Annotated in this window: 17 protein-coding genes and 2 tRNA genes; 12 read left to right on the top strand and 7 right to left on the bottom strand. The window is 67.8% G+C overall.

The window, feature by feature from the left end:
- Positions 1 to 289 precede the first annotated feature (289 nt).
- The 4 genes from AB0F86_RS00645 to AB0F86_RS00660 all read left to right on the top strand — a co-directional run bounded on the left by AB0F86_RS00645 (position 290) and on the right by AB0F86_RS00660 (position 2,920).
- On the top strand, positions 290 to 1,063 hold the full coding sequence (locus tag AB0F86_RS00645; RefSeq protein WP_067493329.1) for a fumarylacetoacetate hydrolase family protein: 774 nt from the start codon (positions 290 to 292) through the stop codon (positions 1,061 to 1,063).
- A gap of 17 nt (positions 1,064 to 1,080) precedes the next feature.
- On the top strand, positions 1,081 to 2,556 hold the full coding sequence (gene gltX, locus AB0F86_RS00650) for a glutamate--tRNA ligase (RefSeq protein ID WP_225279151.1): 1,476 nt from the start codon (positions 1,081 to 1,083) through the stop codon (positions 2,554 to 2,556).
- Between the two features lie 188 nt (positions 2,557 to 2,744).
- Positions 2,745 to 2,816 (top strand) — tRNA-Gln (locus AB0F86_RS00655).
- 28 nt (positions 2,817 to 2,844) lie between these two features.
- A tRNA-Glu gene (locus AB0F86_RS00660) sits at positions 2,845 to 2,920 on the top strand.
- Positions 2,921 to 2,962: 42 nt separating this feature from the next.
- Here the strand turns inward: AB0F86_RS00660 and AB0F86_RS00665 are convergent.
- Positions 2,963 to 3,664: an IclR family transcriptional regulator gene (locus AB0F86_RS00665; RefSeq protein WP_067493334.1), complete on the bottom strand. Its 702-nt coding sequence runs from the start codon at positions 3,662 to 3,664 to the stop codon at positions 2,963 to 2,965.
- Between the two features lie 63 nt (positions 3,665 to 3,727).
- On the opposite strand from AB0F86_RS00665, the gene leuC reads away from it, so the two are divergent.
- The 3 genes from leuC to AB0F86_RS00680 all read left to right on the top strand — a co-directional run bounded on the left by leuC (position 3,728) and on the right by AB0F86_RS00680 (position 6,610).
- Positions 3,728 to 5,152 (top strand): 3-isopropylmalate dehydratase large subunit, encoded by a 1,425-nt coding sequence (gene leuC, locus AB0F86_RS00670; RefSeq protein WP_181698441.1) that lies wholly within the window; start codon positions 3,728 to 3,730, stop codon positions 5,150 to 5,152.
- 36 nt (positions 5,153 to 5,188) lie between these two features.
- Positions 5,189 to 5,797: a 3-isopropylmalate dehydratase small subunit gene (leuD, locus tag AB0F86_RS00675; protein WP_067493338.1), complete on the top strand. Its 609-nt coding sequence runs from the start codon at positions 5,189 to 5,191 to the stop codon at positions 5,795 to 5,797.
- 156 nt (positions 5,798 to 5,953) lie between these two features.
- Entirely contained in the window at positions 5,954 to 6,610 is a 657-nt protein-coding gene (locus AB0F86_RS00680) for an HU family DNA-binding protein (protein WP_181698443.1), read from the top strand.
- Positions 6,611 to 6,727: 117 nt separating this feature from the next.
- Here the strand turns inward: AB0F86_RS00680 and AB0F86_RS00685 are convergent, their stop codons facing one another.
- From AB0F86_RS00685 to cofC, 3 genes are read right to left on the bottom strand one after another with little or no spacing between them, the layout of a single operon-like run.
- On the bottom strand, positions 6,728 to 7,648 hold the full coding sequence (locus tag AB0F86_RS00685) for a bifunctional NUDIX hydrolase/histidine phosphatase family protein (protein ID WP_356986449.1): 921 nt from the start codon (positions 7,646 to 7,648) through the stop codon (positions 6,728 to 6,730).
- Between the two features lie 29 nt (positions 7,649 to 7,677).
- Positions 7,678 to 9,846: an RNA degradosome polyphosphate kinase gene (locus AB0F86_RS00690; protein WP_181698444.1), complete on the bottom strand. Its 2,169-nt coding sequence runs from the start codon at positions 9,844 to 9,846 to the stop codon at positions 7,678 to 7,680.
- A 60-nt stretch (positions 9,847 to 9,906) separates the two neighbouring features.
- On the bottom strand, positions 9,907 to 10,578 hold the full coding sequence (gene cofC / locus AB0F86_RS00695) for a 2-phospho-L-lactate guanylyltransferase (RefSeq protein ID WP_356986300.1): 672 nt from the start codon (positions 10,576 to 10,578) through the stop codon (positions 9,907 to 9,909).
- 31 nt (positions 10,579 to 10,609) lie between these two features.
- Here cofC and AB0F86_RS00700 point away from each other — a divergent pair, with 31 nt between their 5' ends.
- Both AB0F86_RS00700 and AB0F86_RS00705 read left to right on the top strand, forming a co-directional pair.
- Positions 10,610 to 11,605: an NAD(P)H-dependent glycerol-3-phosphate dehydrogenase gene (locus AB0F86_RS00700; protein WP_356986299.1), complete on the top strand. Its 996-nt coding sequence runs from the start codon at positions 10,610 to 10,612 to the stop codon at positions 11,603 to 11,605.
- 44 nt (positions 11,606 to 11,649) lie between these two features.
- Positions 11,650 to 12,744 (top strand): D-alanine--D-alanine ligase family protein, encoded by a 1,095-nt coding sequence (locus AB0F86_RS00705; RefSeq protein WP_181698446.1) that lies wholly within the window; start codon positions 11,650 to 11,652, stop codon positions 12,742 to 12,744.
- A gap of 148 nt (positions 12,745 to 12,892) precedes the next feature.
- Here AB0F86_RS00705 and AB0F86_RS00710 read toward each other — a convergent pair whose 3' ends face one another.
- Complete coding sequence (locus AB0F86_RS00710) at positions 12,893 to 13,567, bottom strand: DUF3515 domain-containing protein (protein WP_356986297.1); 675 nt, start codon at positions 13,565 to 13,567, stop codon at positions 12,893 to 12,895.
- Positions 13,568 to 13,687: 120 nt separating this feature from the next.
- Between AB0F86_RS00710 and AB0F86_RS00715 the strand changes: the two genes are divergently transcribed.
- From AB0F86_RS00715 to AB0F86_RS00725, 3 genes are read left to right on the top strand one after another with little or no spacing between them, the layout of a single operon-like run.
- On the top strand, positions 13,688 to 14,692 hold the full coding sequence (locus AB0F86_RS00715) for a thiamine-phosphate kinase (RefSeq protein WP_356986448.1): 1,005 nt from the start codon (positions 13,688 to 13,690) through the stop codon (positions 14,690 to 14,692).
- Between the two features lie 11 nt (positions 14,693 to 14,703).
- Positions 14,704 to 15,387 carry a uracil-DNA glycosylase gene (locus AB0F86_RS00720; protein WP_181698448.1) on the top strand — a complete coding sequence of 228 codons (684 nt, stop codon included), beginning with the start codon at positions 14,704 to 14,706 and terminating at the stop codon, positions 15,385 to 15,387.
- A 49-nt stretch (positions 15,388 to 15,436) separates the two neighbouring features.
- Positions 15,437 to 15,688, top strand: a complete 252-nt coding sequence (locus AB0F86_RS00725) for a hypothetical protein (RefSeq protein ID WP_225279155.1) — start codon at positions 15,437 to 15,439, stop codon at positions 15,686 to 15,688.
- A 139-nt stretch (positions 15,689 to 15,827) separates the two neighbouring features.
- Here the strand turns inward: AB0F86_RS00725 and AB0F86_RS00730 are convergent, their stop codons facing one another.
- Both AB0F86_RS00730 and AB0F86_RS00735 read right to left on the bottom strand, forming a co-directional pair.
- Entirely contained in the window at positions 15,828 to 16,601 is a 774-nt protein-coding gene (locus AB0F86_RS00730) for an enoyl-CoA hydratase-related protein (RefSeq protein WP_356986295.1), read from the bottom strand.
- A gap of 10 nt (positions 16,602 to 16,611) precedes the next feature.
- Complete coding sequence (locus AB0F86_RS00735; protein ID WP_356986293.1) at positions 16,612 to 17,085, bottom strand: GNAT family N-acetyltransferase; 474 nt, start codon at positions 17,083 to 17,085, stop codon at positions 16,612 to 16,614.
- Positions 17,086 to 17,146 lie beyond the last annotated feature (61 nt).

Here is a 17,146-nt window from a genome sequence, read left to right on the forward strand (position 1 = left end):
CACGATACTCACCTCGCCGAATTGCACGATTGCATCTCATTATTTGAGATCGATGTCTCATCGTGTGAACATCGAAGATCACGCTACACCGGTGACCCCGGGTTCCGGTGCTCGGCGTCGGTGTCTGACGGATCACATCCGGCGGCGACTGTGCGTAATGCGAATCACGAACGCGGGCAGCAGGTTCGAAATCACACGAATGTGACTTCGCTCGCCCTGCCGGTTCGGCCACGCGAGGCGATCACGGGCGCGTTCGGGCAGGTGGGCCCGCCTCGATAGACTCCCGGGCATGCGCTTAGGTCGAGTTGCCAGTCCCGATGGAGTCGCGTTCGTCAGCATCGAAGGCGACGGAAGCGACGCCGTCGCCAAGGAGATCGCCGAACACCCGTTCGGCACGCCGACGTTCACCGGGCGGAGCTGGCCGCTGGCCGACATCCGCCTGCTGGCGCCGATCCTGGCCAGCAAGGTGATCTGCATCGGCAAGAACTACGCCGCCCACGCGGCCGAAATGGGTGGTGAGGCGCCGAAGGATCCGGTGATCTTCATCAAGCCGAACACCTCGATCGTCGGGCCGAACGCCCCGATCATCCTGCCGCCCAGCTCCTCTCAGGTCGACTTCGAGGGCGAGCTGGCCGTGGTGATCGGCCGCCCCTGCAAGGACGTGCCCGCCGCCAAGGCCGCCGATGTGATCCTCGGCTACACCGTGGCCAACGACGTCACCGCGCGCGACCAGCAGCGCCACGACGGGCAGTGGACGAGGGCCAAGGGCTACGACACGTTCTGCCCGCTCGGCCCGTGGATCGAAACCGCCATCGACCCAAGCGATCTGGAGATCACCACCGAGCTGGACGGCGAAGTCCGCCAGCGCAGCCGCACGTCGCTGTTCCTGCACGACATCCCGAAGATCATCGAATGGATCAGTTCGGTGATGACGCTGCTGCCCGGCGACGTGATCCTCACCGGCACACCGGAAGGCGTCGGCCCGCTGGCGGCCGGGCAGAACGTGTCGGTCACCGTCGAGGGCATCGGCACCCTCACCAATCCTGTTGCCACCAAGCGCTGATAGCGGAGAAGAGAGTCATGACACAAGTACGGGTCCGTTTCTGCCCGTCGCCGACCGGCACGCCGCACGTCGGCCTGATCCGCACGGCGCTGTTCAACTGGGCGTTCGCCCGCCACCACGGCGGCAGCTTCGTGTTCCGGATCGAAGACACCGATGCCGCACGCGATTCCGAGGATTCCTACCGTGCGCTGCTGGACGCGCTGCGCTGGCTCGGCCTCACCTGGGACGAGGGTCCGGAGGTCGGCGGCCCGTACGAGCCGTACCGGCAGTCGCTGCGCCGCGACCAGCATCTCGACGTCGTGCGCAAGCTGCTCGAGGCCGGCGAGGCCTATGAGGCCTTCTCCACGCCCGAGGAGGTCGAGGCCCGCCATCGCGCCGCCGGGCGCGACCCGAAACTCGGCTACGACAATTTCGATCGCGATCTGACGCCCGAGCAGATCGCCGCCTACAAAGCCGAGGGCAGGCCCGCGGTGGTGCGTTTGCGCATGCCCGACTCCGACCTCGGCTGGAATGATCTTGTTCGTGGCGAAACCACCTTCAAAGCGGGCACTGTTCCCGATTTCGCGCTCACCCGTGGAAATGGTGATCCGCTGTACACACTGGTGAATCCGGTCGACGACGCGCTCATGAAGATCACCCATGTATTGCGCGGCGAGGACCTGCTCTCGTCGACCCCGCGCCAGCTCGCGCTGTATGCCGCGCTGCAGCGTATCGGTGTTGCCGACTTCACGCCGGAGTTCGGTCACCTGCCGTTCGTGATGGGCCAGGGCAACAAGAAGCTGTCCAAGCGCGACCCGGAATCGAATCTGTTCCTGCACCGCGATCGGGGATTCGTTCCCGAGGGTTTGCTGAATTACCTCGCACTGCTCGGCTGGAGTATCGCCGAGGACCGTGACGTGTTCTCCATGCAGGAAATGGTCGCCGCTTTCGACATTTCCACCGTGAATTCGAATCCGGCTCGTTTCGATCAGAAGAAGGCCGACGCGATCAATGCCGAACAGATTCGTCTGCTCGAGCCCGGTGATTTCGGCCACCGTTTGCGTGAGTTCCTGACCGCGCAGGGGCATATCGGTGCCGAAATCGACGAGAAGACGTTCCTGGCCGCCGCCGAACTCGTGCAGACCCGGATCGTCGTGCTCGGCGACGCCTGGGACCTGCTGAAGTTCCTTTTCGTGGCACCGGGGGAGTTCGCGATCGACCAGGCCGCGGGCACGAAGAACCTCGGTGCCGAGGCCGACCAGGTGCTCGACGCCGCCATCGCCGCGGTGGAGCCGCTGGCCGAATGGACCACACCGGCCCTGGAAGAGGCCCTGAAGAAGGCGCTGATCGACGATCTCGGCCTCAAGCCACGCAAGGCCTTCGCGCCCGTGCGGGTGGCGGTGACGGGCTCGCACATCAGCCCGCCGCTCTACGAATCGATGGAACTGCTCGGCCGCGAGGTCTCGCTCGACCGCTTGCGTGCCGCACGCGGTTGGCAACCCACCGCGCAGTAGTCGATGCGGCAGGCGGGTGCGGCACGCGCCGCACCCGCCCGGCAGCCGGAAAACGCTCGAAAACCGGCCGCTGACCAGGCGATTTGTAGTTTACCCCCTGCTGTTTGGTAATCTTCTCATCGCCGCGGAACACGGCCTCGCAACACCGACAACCACTCGGTGAGCGCAGGGCCGAGCGTTTCCATCCTTGGGGTATGGTGTAATTGGCAACACAGCTGATTCTGGTTCAGCCATTCTAGGTTCGAGTCCTGGTACCCCAGCAAGGTTTCACTTCGGTGAAATCGTCCTGGCCCCGTCGTCTAGCGGCCTAGGACGCCGCCCTCTCAAGGCGGTAGCGCGGGTTCGAATCCCGTCGGGGCTACCAAGAAAGGCCCCCGGTCGAATCCGACCGGGGGCCTTCTTCGTTTCACAATCGTTTGTGCAGCGCCTCCGCTGCCGCCACCAGATCGGCCGCCCAGCGCGCGCCCGGCCTGCGGCCCATCCGGTCGATCGGGCCCGATACCGACACCGCTGCTACCAGTACGCCCGAGGCGTCACGCACCGGGGCCGAGACGCTCGCCACGCCCTGTGCGCGTTCTGCCGCGCTCTGCGCCCACCCCCGCCTGCGGACCTCGGCCAGCGCCCGCTCGCCGAACACGGCGTCGGCCAGGACGGTGCGCTGTAGCTCCGGGTCGGCCCATGCCAGCAACACCTTCGCCGCCGAGCCCGCGGTGAGCGGTAGCCGCGAGCCGACGGGCACCGTGTCGCGCAGGCCGACAGGCGGCTCGAGCGCGGCCACACACACGCGAGCATTGCCGTCGCGGCAGTACAGCTGGACGCTCTCACCGGTGATCTCGCGCAGCCGGGGCAGAATGGCTCCCGCGGCCTCGACCAGCGGATCGGCGGCCCCCGCCGACAACTCGCTGAGCGCGGGCCCCGGCCGCCACAGGCCGTTGGCGTCGCGCGCCAGCAGCCGGTGCGTCTCCAGCCCGACCGCTAGCCGGTGCGCGGTGGCACGTGGCAGGCCGGTTCGGGTGCACAGGTCGTTGAGGCCGCATGGCTCGTCGGCGACGGCGTAGAGCACCGCCACGGCTTTGTCGAGAACACCGATACCGCTATGCTGTCTCATAGAACGATACTAACTTCTCATATGTTGAGATACCAAGTATGCCCGTCGAAAGGTGATCAAGCAATGGCCGAGCGCGCCCGCACACTGGCCGAGAAGGTGTGGGAACAGCACGTCGTCGTCCCCGGCAACGGTGACGGCACTTCCCGCGAACCCGACCTGATCTACATCGATCTGCACCTCGTGCACGAGGTGACCAGCCCGCAGGCCTTCGACGGGCTCCGCGCGGCCGGACGGCCGGTCCGCCGGCCCGACCTCACCATCGCCACCGAGGACCACAACGTCCCAACGGCCGACATCGACAAGCCGATCGCCGACCCGATCTCGCGCATCCAGGTGGAGACGCTGCGCCGCAACTGCGCCGAGTTCGGTGTGCGCCTGCACCCGATGGGCGATGCCGAACAGGGCATCGTGCACGTGGTCGGTCCGCAGCTCGGGCTGACCCAGCCGGGCATGACCGTGGTGTGCGGCGACAGCCACACCTCGACCCACGGCGCGTTCGGCGCGCTGGCCATGGGCATCGGCACCAGCGAGGTGGAGCACGTGCTGGCCACCCAGACGCTGTCGCTTCGCCCGTTCAAGACGATGGCCATCACCGTCGACGGCGAATTGGCGCCCGGCGTCACGAGCAAGGACCTGATCCTGGCCGTGATCGCCGAAATCGGCACCGGTGGCGGCCAGGGATATGTGCTCGAATATCGCGGCGAGGCCATTCGCAAACTGTCGATGGAAGCGCGGATGACGATCTGCAACATGTCGATCGAGGCGGGCGCCCGCGCGGGCATGATCGCCCCCGACGAGGTGACCTACGAATTCCTGAAGGGCCGTCCGCACGCACCGCAGGGCGCCGACTGGGACGCCGCCGTGGCCGCCTGGGAGGCGCTGAAGACCGACGAGGACGCGGTTTTCGATGCCGAGGTGCACATCGACGCCGGCACGCTGACCCCGTTCGTCACCTGGGGCACCAACCCCGGTCAGGGCCTGCCGCTCGGCGCGAACGTGCCCGACCCGGCCCAGATCGCCGACGAGTCCGAGCGCGAGTCCGCCGAGAAGGCCTTGCGCTACATGGACCTGACGCCGGGAATGCCGCTGCGTGAGGTGAGCGTGGATACCGTTTTCGTCGGTTCCTGCACCAATGGCCGCATCGAGGATCTGCGTGCCGTCGCCGATGTTTTGAAGGGCCGTCGCGTCGCCGACGGTGTGCGAATGCTGGTTGTACCCGGCTCGATGCGGGTGCGCGCGCAGGCGGAAAAAGAAGGACTCGGCGAGATTTTCACCGCGGCCGGTGCGGAATGGCGCCAGGCGGGCTGTTCGATGTGCCTCGGGATGAATCCGGATCAGCTGGAACCGGGTCAGCGCTGCGCCTCCACCTCCAACCGCAATTTCGAAGGCCGACAGGGCAAGGGCGGGCGTACCCACCTGGTCTCGCCGCTGGTCGCCGCCGCCACGGCGGTGCGCGGCACCCTGTCCTCGCCCGCCGATCTGGCCTGAGCGGCCCCGAACCACCACGATCGAAGGAGAATCGTTATGGAAGCCTTCACTGTTCACAAAGGCATCGGGGTACCGCTGCGCCGGTCCAATGTCGACACCGATCAGATCATCCCCGCCGTTTACCTGAAGCGCGTGACTCGTACCGGTTTCGAGGACGGTCTGTTCGCCGGTTGGCGTACCGATCCGGACTTCATTCTCAACACCGAGCCGTACCGCAGCGGCAGCGTTCTGGTGGCCGGGCCGGATTTCGGCACCGGTTCCTCGCGTGAGCACGCGGTGTGGGCGCTGTCGGACTACGGCTTTCGAGTGGTGATCTCCTCGCGTTTCGCCGACATCTTCCGTGGGAATGCGGGCAAGGGTGGTCTGCTGGCCGCGCAGATGTCACAGAACGATGTCGAAATGCTCTGGAAGCTCATCGAGGAACAACCCGGCCTCGAATTGGTTGTCGACCTGTCGGCGCGCACCGTCACGGCGGGAACCATCGTGTTGCCGTTCGATATTGACGACTACACCCGCTGGCGTCTGCTGGAGGGTTTGGACGACATCGGCCTCACGCTGCGGCAAGGCGACGCGATCACCGAGTTCGAAAAGGGAAGGCCGTCATGGAAACCCGTGACGCTGCCGGAGCCTATTTCACCGGCGTAATCGGCTGGGGCGCTTAGGGGCGCTTCCCTGGGAGCGGTAGCTGGACGTGTGCTAAACCACATGAATTTTGGCGTGGCACATAGACTCTTGCTCAAACTGGGTTTACCGTGGTACCTAGTCGGTCCGACGACGGGCCATTAGTCTGCGGAGGATTCAATGAACAAGGCGGAACTGATCGACGTTCTGACCGAAAAGTTGGGTACGGACAGGCGCACGGCTACTGCGGCTGTCGAGAACGTGGTCGACACCATCGTCCGTGCCGTGCACAAAGGTCAAAGCGTCACCATCACCGGATTCGGTGTGTTCGAACAGCGCAAGCGTGCTCCCAGGGTTGCCCGTAACCCGCGTACCGGTGAAACCGTGAAGGTGAAGGCGACTTCGGTGCCTGCCTTCCGGCCGGGCGCTCAGTTCAAAGCGGTGATCGCGGGTAAGCAGAAGCTGGCCGCGTCCGGCCCTGCCGTGAAGCGTGGCGTGAATGCGCCCGTGGCGGCGAAGAAGGCGGCAGCCAAGAAGACCGCGGCGAAGAAGACCGCGGCCAAGAAGGCCACGCCGTCGAAGGGTCCGGCCAAGACCACGGCCCGCAAGGCCGCGACCAAGGCTCCCGCCGCCAAGAAGACGACGGCGGCCAAGGCCACCGCCGCCAAGAAGACCACGGCGGCAAAGAAGGCTCCGGCCAAGAAGACTGCCACCAAGGCCACCGCCGCCAAGACCACCGCTACCAAGGCCACGGCGGCCAAGAAGACCACCGCTGCTAAGAAGGCTCCCGCTAAGAAGACTGCTGCGAAGAAGACAGCCACCCGTCGTGCTCGTTGATCCTGCCGCAGCGGGATCAGGTCGGGGAATGTGCACGTAAAGCCGCATCACCCACCACTGGACCGAGAACGGCCCCGGAATTCCGGGGCCGTTTCGGCTGTGCGGGGTAACTTTTGTTCAGCCGGTGACGATTCCCGTAGACAACGCACGATCCATATGGTTCGCCGCGACTAATCGGTCCCCGATGAACGACAAAGCCCAGACGCTGCCCTTGCGATTACGAGCGGGCGGCAGGGTGAGTCCGTCGCGCTGCGCCAGCCACTGTGTCAGATCGGGAATCACACCGCCCTGACTGCAGACCACCGGTACACCCCGATCTGTTACCAACGACAGAAATCGTTGCCGCGCCGCATCTTTCGCTGAATCGTAACCTTGCTCGGAAAACATTGGCTCGCAATTGATTTCGGCGTTCAGATGCTCCGCCAACGGGGTAACGGTTTGGATACAGCGCAGGGGATCGGCCGAATAGATCCGGGATGCTCCGAACGCCAGCAGATTCGGGACGAGAGCCGTGGCCTGCCGTCGTCCGGCGGCCTCGAGCGGGCGTTGGTCGTCCGGACCGTCGAACTCGGAGCGCTTGCCCGCCTTGGCGTGGCGGACGAGCAGCACGGTGGCCGTTTTCGGTGGGTGACGGGCGAAGACGCGCACGATCTGGCGGTCCATCGGGTACGACAGTTCGTCCATCACGTCGTCGAGCGGAATCCAGCGCAGCTGGTCGACTTCGGAGTTCTCGGTGAACTCGCCCTCGGCCGCCTCGGCGGCCCAGTAGTCCACCCGCTTGAGCTGGCGATGCCCCGGGATCGGGTAGGTGACCCGGCCGAGATAACGCCCGAGCGTGCACGGCAGGCCGGTCTCCTCGCCGACCTCACGCACTGCCGCGACCACCGGTGTCTCGCCGGGATCGAGCTTGCCCTTGGGTAGTGACCAGTCGCCGTACTTGGGCCGGTGGATCACCGCGATCTCCGGTCCGGTGGCGCCCGCACGCCACAGAACCGCCCCTGCGGCATGGATATTGGGCCGGACCCGCGGGTCGCGCATCGGTTCGGGCTTCTCCTGTGCGTGCTTGCTCACGGCTGTTCGGGACGACGCAACCGCATGAGGAATTCCTGGTGGTCGCGCACCTGGTTGGCGTCGGCGTCGGTGGGGCTCGCCTGCCAGGAACCGTCGGGCAGCAGCACCCAGCAGCGCGTCATGGGGTCGAGCGCGGAATCGAAGACCACACCGAGCTGCTCGGTCAGACGCGGATCCTTCACCTGCACCATCACCTCCACCCGGCGATCGAGATTGCGGTGCATCATGTCGGCGCTGCCGATCCAGGTCTGTTCCTGGGCCTGGAACTGCAGTACCCGCGAGTGCTCGAGGAAGCGGCCCAGGATCGAGCGCACCTCGATGTTCTCGCTGAGACCCGGCACGCCCGCGCGCAGGCCGCAGATGCCGCGCACCACGATCTGCACCGGCACGCCTGCCTGGGAGGCGCGGTAGAGGGCGTCGATGATCTGCTCGTCGACGATCGCGTTGGCCTTGAGACGGATGCGGGCGTCGAAACCCTCACGTGCCAGCTCGATCTCACGGTCGATCCGTTCGATGATGCCCGCCCGGACACCGAGCGGGGCGACCATCAGGTTGCGGTAGTCCTCCTTGCGGGAGTACCCGGTGAGCGAGTTGAACAGGTCGGTCAGGTCGGCGCCGATCTCCGGTGCCGCGGTGAACAACCCGACGTCCTCGTACAGGCGCGCGGTCTTGGGGTTGTAGTTGCCGGTGCCGATGTGGCAGTAGCGGCGGATGGTCGATCCCTCACGGCGCACCACCAGGCACGTCTTGCAGTGGGTCTTGAGGCCGACGAGGCCGTAGACCACGTGCACGCCCGCCTGTTCCAGCGCCCGCGCCCATTTGATGTTGGCCTGCTCGTCGAAACGTGCCTTGATCTCCACCAGGGCCACCACCTGCTTGCCCGCCTCGGCGGCCTCGATCAGGGCGTTGATGATGGGGGAGTCACCGGAGGTGCGGTAGAGGGTCTGCTTGATCGCCAGCACCTGTGGATCGGCGGCGGCCTGTTCGATGAACCGCTGCACGCTGGTGGAGAACGAGTCGTAGGGGTGGTGCACCAGTACGTCGCCCTCGCGCAGCGCGCTGAAGACATTGCGCGGGGTCTCGCGCTCACCGAACGCGGCGGGGGTGGCCGGCACGTAGGGCGCGTCCTTGAGTTCGGGCCGGTCGACGCCGTAGACCTGCCACAGGCACGACAGGTCGAGCAGGCCGGGCACCTGGATCACATCGGCGGGGTCGACCTCTAACTCACGTAGTAGCAACTCCAGCATGTGCTCGGTCATGTCGTCGGAGACCTCGAGCCGCACCGGCTTGCCGAAACGGCGACGCGCCAGTTCGCGTTCCATCGCCTGCAGCAGGTCCTCGTCGCGGTCCTCGTCGACCTCGAAATCGGCGTTGCGGGTGATCCGGAACGAATGGGTCTCCACCACGTTCAAACCGGGGAACAGCAGATCGAGGTGGGCGGCGATGAGTTCTTCCATCGGCAGGAAGGCCGCGATGGCCGACGGCGCGCCGGTGCGGCGCACGCGGACGAACCGGTCGACATTGTCGGGCACCTTCACGCGGGCGAAGTGCTCGCCGCCGGTGCCCGCGTCCTTCACCGTCACGGCGAGATTGAGGCTCAGGCCGGAGATGTAGGGGAACGGGTGGGCCGGGTCGACGGCCAGCGGTGTGAGGACCGGGAAGACCTGATCGGTGAAATAGTTCGAAAGACGTTGCCGTTCGGCTTCGTCGAGGCCCGACCAGCCGATGATGTCGATGCCCGCGCCTGCCAGCGCCGGGTTCACCGAATCGATGAAGACCTTCGCGTGCCGCTCGGCGAGTTCCTGTGCGCGAGCCGTGATCATCTCGAGCTGTTCGGACGGTGAGCGGCCGTCGGCGGAACGCACCGAGAGCCCGGTCTCGGCGCGGCGTTTGAGCCCGGCGACCCGGACCATGTAGAACTCGTCGAGGTTGGAGGCGAAGATCGCGAGGAACTTCGCGCGCTCCAGCAACGGCAGGGAGGCATCCTCGGCGAGGGCGAGCACGCGGGCATTGAAGTCCAGCCAGCTCAGTTCCCGGTTGAGGTAGCGATCGCGTGGCAATCGCTGCGAACTGCCGTCGGCGCCCGAGGCGATGGCGGCCGCAGGTGGCGGGGAAATCGGGGGCAGGGACTTGATGGTTTCCGTGTCGCTCACGCTGTCAATCATCCCCTACGGACCGCGTGGTCCGCAGCATGACATCGGGTGAACTCCTGGTGCGGCGACCGGCTAGCACACCGTGCGGACGGGATCGGTTCGGTGGGTGGTGATTCCGAACTCCCGCAGCGCGTCGGCGGTGTGGACGCCGACCCCGAGCGCGCGCACGGCGTCCAGATCCTCGGGTGTGTCGACGTCACAGCGCAGGCCCGGCCAGTGGCCGGGCACGACGACGGCGCCGTATTCGCGGTGGGCACGGGCCGAATCGGGGCCGAAGCGTGGTGCGAGCGCATCCGGTGCGGTACCGGCCAGCAATGCCGAAGTGCCGGTCCCCGTGTGATCGATCACCACCGCGCGGGTGGCGGGCGCGACGGCGAGGAAGTCGACGAGTTCGGCGGTGCGCAGGGCAGGCAGGTCGGCCTGCAGGGCGAGCAGGCGGACCGGACCACTGCGGTGGCGTACGTCGTCGGCCGCGGCGGTGAGAGCGGTGTTGAGTGGGTCGCGGTCGGCGGGCGGCTCGGCCAGAACGTGCGCGCCGAGTTCGCGTGCACGGGCGGCGACGACGGGGTCGGGGGTGACGACGGTCAGCGAACCGATCGCGGGCACGGCGGCGGCCGCTTCGACGGTGTCGGCGAACATGGCCAGCACCAGCCGGGCGCGCTGGTCGGCGCTGAGCACGGCCGACAACCGGCTCTTGGCCCGGTCTCGGTGCTTGACCGCCATCACGGCGTGCACGGTGTGCATGGTCTCGATCCTTGCATGGCATATTGGGCTGATGACGAGGGCTGCGGTTATGGGTGCTGGGTCGTGGGGCACGGCATTCGCGAAGGTGTTGGCCGAAGCGGGTACCGAGGTGACGATCTGGGCCAGGCGCGAAGAAGTGGCTCGCGCGCTCGACACCGAGCATCAGAATCCGTTCTACCTGCCGGGCGTGCAGTTGCCGCCCGTCCGGGCCACCCATGATCACCGGATCGCGCTCGACGGCGCGGATCTGGTGGTGCTCGCGGTGCCGTCGCAGTCGCTGCGGGCCAATCTCGGCCACTGGAAGGACGACATCGGCGCCGACGCCACGCTGATGAGCCTGGCCAAGGGCATCGAGACCGGAACGCTGCTGCGGATGAGCCAGGTGATCGCGGAGGTGACCGGCGCCGAACAGGGCCGCATCGCGGTGCTGTCGGGGCCCAATCTCGCCCACGAGATCGTCGAACGTCAGCCCGCGGCCACCGTGATCGCCTGCACCGACACCGGACGCGCACAGCAGGCCCAACATGCCTGTGCCACCGGCTATTTCCGGCCCTACACCAATACCGATGTGGTGGGCTGTGAGATCGGCGGCGCGTGTAAGAACGTCATCGCCCTGGCCTGCGGTATCGCCTCGGGTATGGGACTCGGCGACAACTCCGTGGCCAGTCTCATCACCCGCGGGCTGGCCGAGGTGATGCGGCTCGGGGTGGCGCTCGGCGCGCAACCGGTGACGCTGGCCGGACTCGCCGGCGTGGGCGACCTCGTCGCCACCTGCACCTCGCCGCTGTCGCGCAACCGGTCCTTCGGGTATGTGCTCGGACAGGGCGGGTCGATGCAGGCCGCGCAGGAGGCGACCAACGGTCAGGTCGCCGAAGGTGTGAAGTCGTGCACATCGGTGCGGGCACTCGCGGCCGAACACCAGGTGGAGATGCCGTTGACCGACGCGGTGCACAAGGTGTGCCACGAGGGGCTTTCGGTGAACGAGGCCGTCGGCAGCCTGCTCGGCAGGCGCATGAAACCCGAATAAGGCCGATGCCGCCGCGGCGGCGCGAACCTACTACGGTGACGTTCATGACGGAACGGATCAGGGTAGCTGTGGTGTTCGGCGGGCGCAGCAGCGAGCACGCCGTCTCGTGTGTGTCGGCGAGCAGCGTCCTGCGCAACCTCGATCCGCGACGCTACGAGGTGGTGCCCATCGGGATCACCACCACCGGCAGCTGGGTGCTTGCCGAGGGGATCGGCGAACTCACGCTCAGCCACGGCGAACTGCCCGCCGTCGATGCCACGGGCACCGCGCTCACCCTGGCCGCCGACCCCGGCCGTTCCGGCGCGCTCGTCGCCCTGGACGATCCGACCGCCACGCTCGGCACCGTCGATGTGGTCTTCCCCATCCTGCACGGCCCGTTCGGCGAGGACGGCACGCTGCAGGGCATGCTCGAGCTGGCCGGGGTGCCCTATGTGGGCGCCGGTGTGCTGGCCAGCGCGGCCGGGATGGACAAGGAATTCACCAAGAAACTGCTGGCCGCCGAATCGCTTCCGGTCGGTGTGCAGGTGGTGCTGCGTCCCGGCACCCAGACCCTGACCGCCGAGGAACGCGACCGCATCGGCCTGCCCGCCTTCGTGAAACCCGCGCGCGGCGGTTCGTCCATCGGCATCACCAAGATCACCGACTGGTCGGCCCTCGACGACGCCGTCGCCACCGCCCGCGCCCACGACCCCAAGGTGATCGTCGAGGCGGGCATCGTGGGCCGCGAAGTCGAATGCGGTGTCCTCGAATTCGCCGACGGTGACGTGCGGGGCAGCGTCGTCTCCGAGATCCGCATGCCCGACGCCGACGCCGCAGCCCCCGAGTTCTACGACTTCGCCACCAAATACCTCGACGACGTGTGCGAATTCGACGTACCCGCCAAGCTCGACGACGCCGTCGCCGACGAGATCCGCGCCCTGTCGGTGCGTGCCTTCCGCGCCCTGGACTGCCAGGGCCTGGCCCGAGTCGACTTCTTCCTCACCGCCGACGGCCCGGTCATCAACGAGATCAACACCATGCCCGGCTTCACCCCCATCTCCCAGTACCCCCGCATGTGGGAAGCAACCGGCATCGACTACCCGACGTTGGTGTCCACCCTCATCGAAACCGCCGTAGCCCGAGGGACCGGCCTGCGCTGACCCGCGCCCGACTCCCATCGTGCCGAAAACCAAACCGGTGATGGCGCGTCGCCGCCTCTGGACTGACCGAAGGGTGCGACGAAGGAGTGCCCGCAGGGAGGGAAGAGGCGGCGCTTAGCGCCGACACCCGCGGCGCCAGCCGCCAAAATTACAGCTCCCCGGGGTTGATCGGTTGGGCGGGGAGGTTCGCGGTGATCGTGTCGGAGACCGTTTGCACAGCGGCGGTGCCCGACCCGTCGGGCACTGTCAGGGCGATGTAGGTTTCGCGATCGACGGCGAACCACGTGCCCGTCTTGGCCGTCTCGTCGCGAACCTGGAACCACTTCACCCCGTTGACCTCCTGCAGCGGGGAGGCACGGTTGAATTCGAGCGGCCGGTCCAGGCCGCAGCGCAGCACGATCGGTTCCCCGCCTTCGGGGAGTTGCCAGGCGCGGGTGGCGGGCGGGGCAGGTTCGGCGAGGGTCGATTTGGTGTAGTCGCCCAGGTCGGCGGGCAGGGCAGGCAGCAGGGCCGCGCAGGCGGGGCCGTCGGCGGCGGGTGCGGGGACCGGACCGAGCGGGAGCGGTTCGCGTTCGACGGGTGCGCGCAGGATCAGGAAGGCGGCCACGAGCACGCCGACGATCAACACGATGGGCAGCGCCACGGCGGTGGCGATGAGCGCGGGGGAGTACTGGCTGTCGGCGGCCGGTTTGTCGTCGGGGCTCTCGTCGTCGGCTGATTCCGCTCCTGGAGAGTCCTTGCGGAGGGCTGACGGTTCGGCAGTGTCCTCGGGCCCGGTCGCCTCGTCGCGATCGTCCGCTGTCGGGTCCGACGATTCCGCCATAGCCGCGTGGTCCTTTCCTCGTCGCCTGCGCCGCGCACCGTCGGTGGTGCCCGATCGCCTCCGAAAGGGTACCGTCGTGGCGATTTCGTCGGTCGGGAGCACAGCGGGAAGGAGTCGGTCATCAGCGAGGACAGCCGTTCGCAGACGGTGCGTGAGCTGGGTGAATTCGCCTTGATCGACCGGATCAACGCCGGTCGCGAGCAGGCCGCGCACGTGCTGCTCGGTCCGGGCGACGACGCCGCGCTGCTCGCCGCGCCCGACGGCCGGTTCGTGGTGAGCACCGACATGCTCGTGGAGGGCAGGCACTTCCGGCTCGACTGGTCGACGCCGACCGAGATCGGGCGCAAGGCGATCGCGCAGAACGCCGCCGACGTGGTGGCGATGGGGGCGCGGCCCACCGGCTTCGTCGTCGCGCTCGGATGTCCCGCCGACACTCCGGTACGGGTCGTCGAGGGCATCGCCGACGGCATGTGGGCCGAGGCCGTGCGTGCCGGCGGTTCCATCGCGGGCGGCGACCTGGTGCACAGCGAGCAGTTGGTGATCTCGGTGACCGCGTTCGGTGACCTCGGTGGGCAGGGTGCGCTCACCCGTTCCGGTGCGGTCGAGGGCGATATCGTCGCTGTCGCAGGCGAACTCGGCTGGTCGGCCGGAGGGCTGGCCGTATTGTCCAGCGGGGCAGATGTTTCCGATCCTGCCTTCGCACACGCGCTTACGGCACACCGGGTTCCGCAGCCGCCCTATGCCGAGGTGATCGACGTGTTCGGCGTCCACATCCCCAACGCCCTCACCGATGTCTCCGACGGTCTGCTCGCCGACCTCGGCCACCTCGCCGCCGCCTCCGGCGTCGCGATCGACGTGCACGCCGCCGCCCTCACCGACCCCGAACTCGACGTGGTCGCCGCCCGGCTCGAAGCCGATGCGGGGCAATGGATTCTGGCCGGGGGAGAGGACCACGCCTTCGTCGGCACCTGGTCGCCCGCGACCGCGCTGCCGCCGGGCTGGCGGCCCATCGGGGTCGTTACCGCAGGCAGCGGCGTCACCGTCGACGGGGCGCGGCCCGCCGGTGCCACCGGGTGGGAATCGTTCCGTGGGGCAGGCGCCACGGCCGCGCCCGGCGAACGATAGGTTGTGCGGTCATGGGTGCCAAACCACTGTCGGAGATCATCGACCCGGGCTGGGCCCGGGCCCTGGAACCGGTTGCCGACCGCATCAGCGAGATGGGTGAGTTCCTGCGCGCGGAGAACGCCGCCGGACGCGGATATCTACCCGCCGGGGAGAACGTGCTCCGCGCGTTCCGCCGCCCGTTCGACGCGGTGCGTGTGCTGATCGTCGGCCAGGATCCCTACCCGACTCCCGGCCACGCGATGGGACTGAGTTTCTCTGTCGCCCCGGATGTTTCGCCGATCCCGCGTAGTCTGTCCAACATCTTCGCCGAGTACACCAAGGACCTCGGCTTCGATACGCCCAAGTGCGGTGACCTGAGCCCGTGGTCGGATCAGGGTGTGCTGCTGCTGAACCGGGTGCTCACCGTCACGCCCGGCAGCCCGGCCTCGCATCGCGGCAAGGGCTGGGAAGCGGTGACCGAGCAGGCGATTCGCGCGCTCGTCGACCGCGACGAACCGCTCGTCGCCGTGCTGTGGGGCCGGGACGCGGGCTCGCTGAAGCCGACCCTGGTCGCCGCCGAGATCCCCTACATCGAATCGGCACACCCCTCGCCGCTGTCCGCCTCGCGCGGGTTCTTCGGGTCGCGACCCTTCTCCCGGGTCAACGAACTGCTCGACGAACTCGGCGCCGATCCTGTCGACTGGCGGTTGCCCTGACCCGGGGTGCCGCCCGCACGAGAAGAAAATGATGAAGGAGCACAACCGGATGCACACCACAACCGTTCGCGCCGCATTCGCGACCGCCGCCGTCGCCGCCGCCATCACCGCGGGCGCGGGCTCGGCCTCGGCCGCAGGCCTGCAGCTCGAGCCCTACAACGAGCAGGCGACCCCGGTCGCGACCAGCCCCGTCGGCGAGGAATGGACCTCCACCGGCACCTCGACCATCTCCTCCGGCGTCAACGCCAAGGTCACCTGCATCCTGCAGAACACCTTCAGCGCCCTGGGCGCTGTGTGTTAAAGCGGCTGGCGCCGCGGGATTTTCGGCCCTGAGGGCCTCGAATCCGAGGGGCGATACTTCGGCTTCGCCGTTACGTCTCGCCCCTCGGATCCGAGGCGGCCGAAAATCCGTGGTGGCGGAGTTCCGGCGTGAGCGCCGGTCAGGCGAGGTTCGTGTAGTCGGGCTTGCGCTTGGCGACGAAGGCGTCCACGCCTTCGCGCCCGGTACTGCTGTTCGCGGCGGCGGCGATGCTGTCGCGTTCCGCGTCGAGCTGCTGGTCCAGTGTTGCCGACGGCGACTGGGCCAGCAGCTTTTTCATGGCCGTGTAGGCGGCGCGGGGGCCGGTGGTGAAGTCGGTGGCCACGCGCAGGGCCTCGGTGCGGATCTCGTCGTCGGGGACGATCCGGCTGAGCAGTCCGAGTCGTTCGGCCTGTTCGGCGCCGATCACGGCGTCGGTCAACAGGATTTCGCGGGCCCGGCTGATGCCGACGATGCGCGGCAGCGACCACGACATCCCGCCGTCGGGGGTGAAGCCGATGCCGGGGTAGGCGGGACGCATCTGGGTCGACGGACCGCCGATGGCGATGTCGGCCGCGCACACCAGGCTCATGCCCGCACCGGCCGCCCAGCCGTGCACCGCCGCGACGACGGGGACGGGAGCGGCGGCCAGGGCGCGCACGAAGTCGTGCAGCTGGGTGGCCAGCTCGTGCAGGAAGGCGCCTCGGTCGTCGGCGCCGGCGAAGTGACGGACATTGCCGCCTGCGCAGAAGTTGGCGCCCGCACCGGTGATCAGGATCGCGCCCACCTCGTCGCCGAGCGAACGCAGGGCGGCGGTGCCCGCGTTGATCAGGTCGAAATCGAGCGAGGTGCCCGCGGCCGCGGTCGCGATGGTCAGGTGCAGTACGCCGTCGACGACGACCGGTTCGCTACTCATGCCCGTCACATTAGCTAGGGGCGCGCCGCCAGTGTTGTTCGGGCAGCAGCGTGAACGGGTCGGTGCGGCGCAGACCCGTATCGGCAAAACCGTGCCTGCGGTAGAAGGCGTGCGCGCGCGGATAGTTGCCGAGCACCCACAGGCTGCAGGCCGCATGGGGGACGGTGGCCGCGAGCAGGTCGTCGGCGACGCCGGTGCCGTGCCAGGCGGCGCGCACATACAGCGCTTCCAGCTCGCTGCCGGTCGGCTGTCTTGACGCGGCGGCGAAGCCGATCAGGTCGTCGCCGTGACGGGCGACGAGCAGCCGGTAGCGGTCGTCGGTGCGGCGGCGTTCCCAGGTGATCGCCGAGCTGTCGAGATCGAACGCGGCGAGCAGGTGGGCGGAGACCAGCGAGTCGTAGGCCTCCCGCCAGCTGGCGATGTGGCAGGCCGCGAGCGCGGTGATGTGCGCGGCGCTCGCCGGGCCGATCCGCCACTCAACCACGAATCACCCGTTCGACGACAAAACCCCGGACAACCCACGAAGGGTGCCGGGGCACTGTCGG

Source organism: Nocardia sp. NPDC023733, from assembly GCF_040639775.1.
GTDB lineage: Bacteria > Actinomycetota > Actinomycetes > Mycobacteriales > Mycobacteriaceae > Nocardia > Nocardia rosealba.

Excerpts from the sequence above, each read along its gene's own strand:
- AB0F86_RS00710 (WP_356986297.1), bottom strand. The coding sequence starts at position 13,567 with ATGGCGGAATCGTCGGACCCGACAGCGGACGATCGCGACGAGGCGACC.
- AB0F86_RS00685 (WP_356986449.1), bottom strand. The coding sequence starts at position 7,648 with ATGCGCGACCCGCGGGTCCGGCCCAATATCCATGCCGCAGGGGCGGTT.
- AB0F86_RS00665 (WP_067493334.1), bottom strand. The coding sequence starts at position 3,664 with ATGAGACAGCATAGCGGTATCGGTGTTCTCGACAAAGCCGTGGCGGTG.
- AB0F86_RS00645 (WP_067493329.1), top strand. The coding sequence starts at position 290 with ATGCGCTTAGGTCGAGTTGCCAGTCCCGATGGAGTCGCGTTCGTCAGC.
- AB0F86_RS00680 (WP_181698443.1), top strand. The coding sequence starts at position 5,954 with ATGAACAAGGCGGAACTGATCGACGTTCTGACCGAAAAGTTGGGTACG.
- AB0F86_RS00720 (WP_181698448.1), top strand. The coding sequence starts at position 14,704 with ATGGGTGCCAAACCACTGTCGGAGATCATCGACCCGGGCTGGGCCCGG.
- AB0F86_RS00700 (WP_356986299.1), top strand. The coding sequence starts at position 10,610 with ATGACGAGGGCTGCGGTTATGGGTGCTGGGTCGTGGGGCACGGCATTC.
- AB0F86_RS00705 (WP_181698446.1), top strand. The coding sequence starts at position 11,650 with ATGACGGAACGGATCAGGGTAGCTGTGGTGTTCGGCGGGCGCAGCAGC.
- gltX (WP_225279151.1), top strand. The coding sequence starts at position 1,081 with ATGACACAAGTACGGGTCCGTTTCTGCCCGTCGCCGACCGGCACGCCG.
- AB0F86_RS00690 (WP_181698444.1), bottom strand. The coding sequence starts at position 9,846 with ATGATTGACAGCGTGAGCGACACGGAAACCATCAAGTCCCTGCCCCCG.
- leuC (WP_181698441.1), top strand. The coding sequence starts at position 3,728 with ATGGCCGAGCGCGCCCGCACACTGGCCGAGAAGGTGTGGGAACAGCAC.
- AB0F86_RS00730 (WP_356986295.1), bottom strand. The coding sequence starts at position 16,601 with ATGAGTAGCGAACCGGTCGTCGTCGACGGCGTACTGCACCTGACCATC.
- AB0F86_RS00725 (WP_225279155.1), top strand. The coding sequence starts at position 15,437 with ATGCACACCACAACCGTTCGCGCCGCATTCGCGACCGCCGCCGTCGCC.
- leuD (WP_067493338.1), top strand. The coding sequence starts at position 5,189 with ATGGAAGCCTTCACTGTTCACAAAGGCATCGGGGTACCGCTGCGCCGG.
- cofC (WP_356986300.1), bottom strand. The coding sequence starts at position 10,578 with ATGCACACCGTGCACGCCGTGATGGCGGTCAAGCACCGAGACCGGGCC.